Origin of the sequence: Candidatus Gorgyraea atricola (assembly GCA_030765235.1) — a bacterium.
Taxonomy (GTDB): domain Bacteria; phylum Omnitrophota; class Gorgyraeia; order Gorgyraeales; family Gorgyraeaceae; genus Gorgyraea; species Gorgyraea atricola.
Map to the genome: position 1 here is coordinate 39,390 of JAVCCW010000004.1, position 6,184 is coordinate 45,573.

General features: G+C 39.3%; 8 protein-coding genes. 7 read left to right on the plus strand and 1 reads right to left on the minus strand.

All coding sequences use genetic code 11. The annotated features are described in order from the left end of the window. Positions 1-17 precede the first annotated feature (17 nt). Genes P9L93_01025 through P9L93_01055 form a run of 7 tightly spaced genes read left to right on the plus strand, consistent with a single transcriptional unit; the run spans position 18 to position 5,477 of the window. On the plus strand, positions 18-536 hold the full coding sequence (locus P9L93_01025) for a prepilin-type N-terminal cleavage/methylation domain-containing protein (GenBank protein MDP8229666.1): 519 nt from the start codon (positions 18-20) through the stop codon (positions 534-536). Then, entirely contained in the window at positions 526-909 is a 384-nt protein-coding gene (locus P9L93_01030) for a prepilin-type N-terminal cleavage/methylation domain-containing protein (GenBank protein ID MDP8229667.1), read from the plus strand. The genes P9L93_01025 and P9L93_01030 overlap by 11 nt, the downstream gene beginning before the upstream one ends. Before the next feature lie 6 nt (positions 910-915). Beyond that, complete coding sequence (locus P9L93_01035; protein MDP8229668.1) at positions 916-1,425, plus strand: prepilin-type N-terminal cleavage/methylation domain-containing protein; 510 nt, start codon at positions 916-918, stop codon at positions 1,423-1,425. Then, positions 1,425-2,864 (plus strand): hypothetical protein, encoded by a 1,440-nt coding sequence (locus tag P9L93_01040; GenBank protein ID MDP8229669.1) that lies wholly within the window; start codon positions 1,425-1,427, stop codon positions 2,862-2,864. Before P9L93_01035 ends, P9L93_01040 begins: the two co-directional genes overlap by 1 nt. Before the next feature lie 45 nt (positions 2,865-2,909). Continuing rightward, positions 2,910-4,445, plus strand: a complete 1,536-nt coding sequence (gene pilM / locus P9L93_01045; GenBank protein ID MDP8229670.1) for a pilus assembly protein PilM — start codon at positions 2,910-2,912, stop codon at positions 4,443-4,445. Further along, the gene (gene pilO / locus P9L93_01050; GenBank protein ID MDP8229671.1) at positions 4,445-5,029 is read left to right on the plus strand and encodes a type 4a pilus biogenesis protein PilO; all 585 of its coding nucleotides are present in this window, start codon (positions 4,445-4,447) and stop codon (positions 5,027-5,029) included. The genes pilM and pilO overlap by 1 nt, the downstream gene beginning before the upstream one ends. Before the next feature lies 1 nt (position 5,030). After that, the gene (locus P9L93_01055; protein MDP8229672.1) at positions 5,031-5,477 is read left to right on the plus strand and encodes a hypothetical protein; all 447 of its coding nucleotides are present in this window, start codon (positions 5,031-5,033) and stop codon (positions 5,475-5,477) included. A 70-nt stretch (positions 5,478-5,547) separates the two neighbouring features. Here the strand turns inward: P9L93_01055 and P9L93_01060 are convergent, their stop codons facing one another. Next, the gene (locus tag P9L93_01060; GenBank protein ID MDP8229673.1) at positions 5,548-5,973 is read right to left on the minus strand and encodes a four helix bundle protein; all 426 of its coding nucleotides are present in this window, start codon (positions 5,971-5,973) and stop codon (positions 5,548-5,550) included. Between the last annotated feature and the right edge of the window lie 211 nt (positions 5,974-6,184).

Below are 6,184 nucleotides of genomic sequence, written 5' to 3' on the forward strand. Positions count from 1 at the left end.
TAAGGTTTAGGTATATTATGGGAAGATGTAAAGGTTTTACATTAATCGAGCTGGTGGTGATAATAGTTATTTTAGGGATTCTGGCAGTTATAGCTATCCCTAAGATAGATTTAACAAATCTGAGGATAAATCTGGCTGCTGAGAAGGTGCAGTCGGATATAAGGTATGCCCAGAAAATGGCAATGGATATTCAGAAAAGGACAGGGGTGTTCTTTAGCAGTGTTAATGATAATTATACAGTATACATAGAAGATTCTCCTGGGAGCTGGGTGATAGTCAAAGATCCAAGGACAAGGAATGATTTTACGATCCAGCTAAATCAGAATGAATTTGCGGGTGTAGACATTACTTTGGTATTTTTTAATGTGGCTGGCAGGCCTTTAGTTTTCGATATGTTTGGTACACCTTATGACTATAATATCGCAACCGGCGTCGCAACATTATTAACGAACCCTGCCGGGGTCAGGATTAATGGGACGAGGGATGTTATAGTAACTCAGAATACTGGGAGGGTGAATACTCAAGATGTGCCGTAATTCAAAAGGATTCTCTTTAATCGAATTGGTAATTGCCATGCTGATAGCGGGTATATCTATTCTCTCGCTTGCGTTCTTGTTCAGTCAGGTTATGAAGACATATGCCGAGCCAGAGGTTATGCAGGTGGCTACAGCATTGTCTGAACAAAAGATGGAAGAAGTTACTAGCTTTCGTTATTCTGATGTCGCTGATGATGGACCAACAGCATTTTCTGGAAATTTTTCAAATTATACCTGGCAGATCACTGTGAGCGCTGTGCCGACTGCTTTAGCCATTGATCCAGGCATGACTGACTACAAGCAAGTAGAAGTAACTGTGTCAAACGGCATCATAGGAAGCGTTACTTTGGCAACTGTTGTTACGAATAACTGATAGATTATGAAGAAAAAAGGGTTTACTCTAATAGAACTTGTAATAGTCATAGTTATCCTCGGTATTATTGCTAGTACCGCTACCCCTTTATTATTAGCCATATCAGACTCAGTTACTTTTTTAATTAGCAGGGCGGGAATGGATCAGGCCGCAGATATAGCCTTGAGCAGGATGGCAAGGGAGATGCGAAGGCTGAAAGATGATTCAAGTGTCAATACTGCAGCTTCTTCTCAATTTTCGTTTGATGACGTCAATAGTAATACGATAAGCTATTCTTTAAGCAGTATGAATCTAATGCGGAATTCTGATATCCTGGCAAGTGATGTACAAAGTTTAAGCTTTACTTATTACGGTGACAGCGGCAGTACGATATCAACACCTGTTGTTAGCCCGAATGAGACTGACATAAGACGTATTGATATATCTCTTGAATTCCAGAGTGGCGATCAAACGCTTTATTATGAATCACAAGTAAGGCCCAGAAACCTGAGGCATGCAAATGAGGTATTTTTTTAATGATTACACAGATGACTAACCAGAAAGGCCAGGCATTAGCAGCAGCTGTTGTTGTTATGCTCATATGTTCTTTATTTGGGCTGGTGGGGGTGTCGCTATTGACTTCAAAGAGTGGTCATTCTTCTGTAGGAGGCCTTCAGTCAGCACAGGCCTTCTGGCTTGCCCATGCCGGGCTTGAATGGTACTTACAACAGTTAAATGATGATACGGATTGGACTGATGAAACTAACCAGACAAAATCTTTTGCCAATGGGTCTTTTACTATAACGGTATCCAATGTCAGTTCAACGAGTATAGATATAAACTCTACAGGAGAAGTCGTTAGTGCCTCAGAGGGTCAGGATATAACTCGCTATATAAATATAACAGCGAAGAAACAGCCGCAAGCCATGAGATTTGCTGTATATTGGGGCAGAGATGCAGGATCGTGGTTAGAGTTGAGAACTTCTACCACGGTCAATGGCGACCTGTGGTCGAGGGGGACTACAGATGTTAAAAGTGGATGTTCTGTTGCTGGCACTGCTTACTGTCCAAGCAATCGAGATATAACTGGAGCAGGAAGTTACACAGAAGAAAAGATAGATTCACCATATCTGTCCATGCCACAGATAGACGAGAGTTATTATAATAGCTTGATCAGTACCTATAATTCATACATCAATACTTATGGAACTAACAGCAATCGCAATCAATCTACAGATTTAACATTGGCAGGTGATATTATTGGTTGTAAGAATTTTACTACAAATGGCAATATTACTATAGCAGGCTATGGTTATATAGTAGCGGACCGGAATATTAATTTACATTCTACTAATGGCGCATCAGGAACACTCACAATAACGCCTTCGGGTGGAAATATCTATTTTCTTGCAGCAAGGAATGTTACTGTTAATTCTACAAAGGCTGACACCAATGTAACAATAAGTAGTGGAGATGGCAGCCTCACTTATCTTTATTCAAGGGCTCAGACTAACAATAACCAGTTAGCGAGAGTTCGTAAACACGCTGCCACAACCACGGATATCGATTCAGCTTTTATTATTGGAAGAAGGAGGATTATTGTACAAAACGGGGCTCAGGTTACAAATTCTACTTTATATGTAAGTGATCTTTCTAATGATAATAATTATTTACAGATTACCAATAGTGGAACATTGGTTTCTGGCAGTGTAATCAGTGTTTCAAGCAGGGACCCTGGCTTGATTATAAATAATGGCGCATCAGCTACAGGCCTTGTCTATCAATGGGGGGCAAACTCTGGGTATACACGACTGAATAATGCCACGATTACAGGATCAGTAGTTGCCAGTCAATATACAAATGACCGCATTGTAAATTCTACAATAACCTATAGCACAACAAGTCTTCCTTCGGTTCCACCAGAAGGCTTTGATGGACATATCTCAGTTGAGCCTGATTCATGGGAAGGCTTGTAATTTAGATGGCAAGAATCGTTGTAGTTATGGTATAATTACAAAGATATGAAAGATCTTTTAGCACAACTTAAAAAAGAGAGCGAATCCATACTTTCAGACATAGGGCTAAAGGCAAAGTCTGGAAGTATCATTGGCCTGGATTTAGGCACAAGCTCTTTCAGGGCTGCGAGAATTAGGCAGGGCGTAAAAGAGATACCGCTTAAAGACACCTTAATAAAAGAAAAGTCCTCACTTAAGGATTTGGTTGCGCAGCTTAATATAGGTGATGATGAGAGGGTAGCTATAAATTTTAGCGGAGAGGCATTGACAATAAAACGAGTAAGAATACATTCTATGCCTGTCGAGGAAATAAAAGAGGCGCTAAAGTGGGAACTGAAAGAGCAGATCCAGGCAGATATTGATAACTCAGAGATAAAATTTAGTATCATAGGAGAAAAAGAGGCACAGGATGGCTCTAAGAAGATAGATGTAATTGCATTAGTATATAATGAAAAGGATGCTGAAAGAAAGGTTAAAGAATTAAAGGGCCTTGGCCTGAATGTACAGAGTATTATCCCTACTGAATTCGCGCTTGCCAGTTATATAAATTCTCAAAATTTAATATCTCCAGACGAAACTGCTGCTATCGTAGATATAGGAAGCGCTACTACAAGAATATCTATAGTTGAAAACAAAAAACTTTTTTTTACAAGAGACGTGGCAATAGGCGGCGATACCATTACTGATGCAATGACAGGCACGCTTCTTTCAGACAAAGGTAAGATAGAGCTTTCAAAAGAAGAGGCAGAGAAGATAAAGCGCGAGCAGGGCGTCTCAGATGATATGAGGATCTTGTCAATGATGAGGCCGGTTCTAGAGAGATTCGTTACTCAGATAAAGAGGTCTTTTGAATATTGCGAGCACCAGTTTGGATGCGCGACTGTCAAAAAGATCATACTTGCAGGAGGCGGCGCAAAGTTAAAAGGCCTTAAGGAATATCTATCCAAGGAAATGGGCATTGAGGTAACAGATGCGCTTCCTGAGATCGCAGAAGCAGTTGGCCTGGCTATAGTCAGCAGCAATGAATTAAACATGCTTCCAGCGAAATTCAAGGAAGAAAAAGGCAGTGCCTTAAAAAATATTTCTTTAAGGATGATCTCTATAGTGGCTGGATTTATATTTTTATTATCGTATGGATTTTTGTCAGTCAAGGCAGTTAATCTAACCAAAGAACTCCAGATATATAAAGCCCATTTAGAGACAGTCGAGGACATAAGAGTAATCAGGGATAAGATGATCGTTCTCGGCGGAGCAGTAAATACTATTTCCTCTAGCAGCATAAAAACAGGCAAGATAATGAAAGAATTAAGCAATATCGTGCTCTCTTCTATGGTGCTAGGCAATGTGGTTATAAGGGACAAAGAGCCAAATATAGAGTTATCAGGTGTTGTTGTAAAAGGAGAAGAGTTGAGCGAGTTTATGTCCAGTCTTGAGAAGTCTAGTATGTTTGAAAAGGTAAAATTGATATTCAGCGAGAGAAATCAGGATTATTCTAAAGGCGCATTGGATTTTGAGATCACAGCTAATCTGACGAGGCAGTAATGAATGTAAAGCTTAACTTGAAAGATAAAAAAAGTTTAATGCACGCAGGTATTTTTATAGCTATCTTGCTAATAGTGTTTCAGTTTATATATTTTCCAAAACATAGACAGGTAAAGAAACTCGAGGCAGAACATAAGACAGTAAAAAAAGATATAGACGAGCTTTATAGTTTTATCGGAGGCCAGGAGAATCTGAAGGATAATATCGTCAATATGCGGAGGGAGATGTCTCTGCTGGAGGGCGCGTTTCCTTTTGAAAAAGAGGTGTCAAATATCATCAAGCAGTTAAATAGAGAGGCAAAGAGATTTAAGATAAACGTAGTTTCTATAAAGCCGAAGAATCTAGTTATGTATAAAGACGAGCACGGGGGAGAGATCAAGGTATCAGAGTATTTTTGTAAATGTATGCCATTGACGCTGAAAGTACAGTCAAGGTATCAGGCATTGGGTGAATTTCTCATGAGTCTTGAGGAAAGTAGGCTGCCGCTAGTTTCTGTGGAGAGAGTGAGTATAGTAAAAAGTGAACCTAGTTCACCTAATGTAGATACAGAGGTGGAATTAAACGCCTTTATGCTGGGAAAATAATATGCTGGAAAATTTAGGTAAAAAAGAGAAGACTGAGATTGCGATAACTGCTATTGGTATCGTATTTTTGATATTTATGGTCATAGGCAATGTGCAGAAGTTTCAGACTAAAAAGGCCTCCATGGCTAAAAAGCAAGATGTAGTGACGTCTTCTCTGTCAGTGCCGATCTCTTTTGAGGCGCCAGAGATAGAGGAGACAACCATAAAGGAAGGTTGGGGTCACGATCCTTTTACCTTAGGCTCGGCAGGAGCAGGAGACATTGAGCTCGAAGGCCTTGTCCTGAATGGCATTATGTGGGACCCAGCCAATCCACTTGCGATCATCAATAGTGACGTTATTAAAGTAGGAGACTCGCTCGGCACTGCAACAGTAGTTGAGATCACCCAGAACAGCGTTATCCTCGAACAAGACAGCCAACGCCACACCCTAAACCTTGTAGCATATTGAAAAATCCCAAATCCCAATAAATACCAATACTACCAAATAAATCCCAATTTCCAAATCCCAATTTTTTCAATCATCTAGATTTACTTATAATTGCGCTCAGAATGCTGATAATTTCTTGACATTCTTTTATATCCATAATAATGTCTTTTTCTTCGATATATCTGCCAGAAGAAAGTCTCAGCCAATATCTTGTTTCCTTGGCTTCTTTTCTAGCTATCACCGTTTTGTTAACAAAATCTTTCTTTGTTAAAGTTCCATCAGCTTCTTCTACATTAGCACCAATTGACGTACCTGCTTTAGTTAATTGCCTACCTATTATCTCACATCTAGTATTATTAGGCAACTGCTCAACTATGTCAATTATCCTCTGTGCAAATTTAAATGTTCTATCTTTCAAATTGTAGTATTTTTCACTCATTTTAACCTCCGTGTTTTGGATTTGGGATTTTGGATTTATTTGGGATTTGGTAGTATTGGTAGTATTGGGATTTTCCATAATTACCTCTCTAATATATAGACACATCTCAACCCCCGTTTTCTTTCAAAAATCTTTACCCTCCTTAAATTCCCTTAAATTATATGTAATACCAAAGTGATAATGTCCTATTTAGGCAAAGTTAAAATGTCCTAAATGAAAGTGCTATAATGTACTCTTTAAAAAGGAGGCATTATGGCAGAAAGGGATATTATCACAATGGGCCAGCAAG

Excerpts from the sequence above, each read along its gene's own strand:
- P9L93_01035 (MDP8229668.1), top strand. The coding sequence starts at position 916 with ATGAAGAAAAAAGGGTTTACTCTAATAGAACTTGTAATAGTCATAGTT.
- P9L93_01030 (MDP8229667.1), top strand. The coding sequence starts at position 526 with ATGTGCCGTAATTCAAAAGGATTCTCTTTAATCGAATTGGTAATTGCC.
- P9L93_01040 (MDP8229669.1), top strand. The coding sequence starts at position 1,425 with ATGATTACACAGATGACTAACCAGAAAGGCCAGGCATTAGCAGCAGCT.
- pilO (MDP8229671.1), top strand. The coding sequence starts at position 4,445 with ATGAATGTAAAGCTTAACTTGAAAGATAAAAAAAGTTTAATGCACGCA.
- P9L93_01025 (MDP8229666.1), top strand. The coding sequence starts at position 18 with ATGGGAAGATGTAAAGGTTTTACATTAATCGAGCTGGTGGTGATAATA.
- P9L93_01055 (MDP8229672.1), top strand. The coding sequence starts at position 5,031 with ATGCTGGAAAATTTAGGTAAAAAAGAGAAGACTGAGATTGCGATAACT.
- P9L93_01060 (MDP8229673.1), bottom strand. The coding sequence starts at position 5,973 with ATGGAAAATCCCAATACTACCAATACTACCAAATCCCAAATAAATCCA.
- pilM (MDP8229670.1), top strand. The coding sequence starts at position 2,910 with ATGAAAGATCTTTTAGCACAACTTAAAAAAGAGAGCGAATCCATACTT.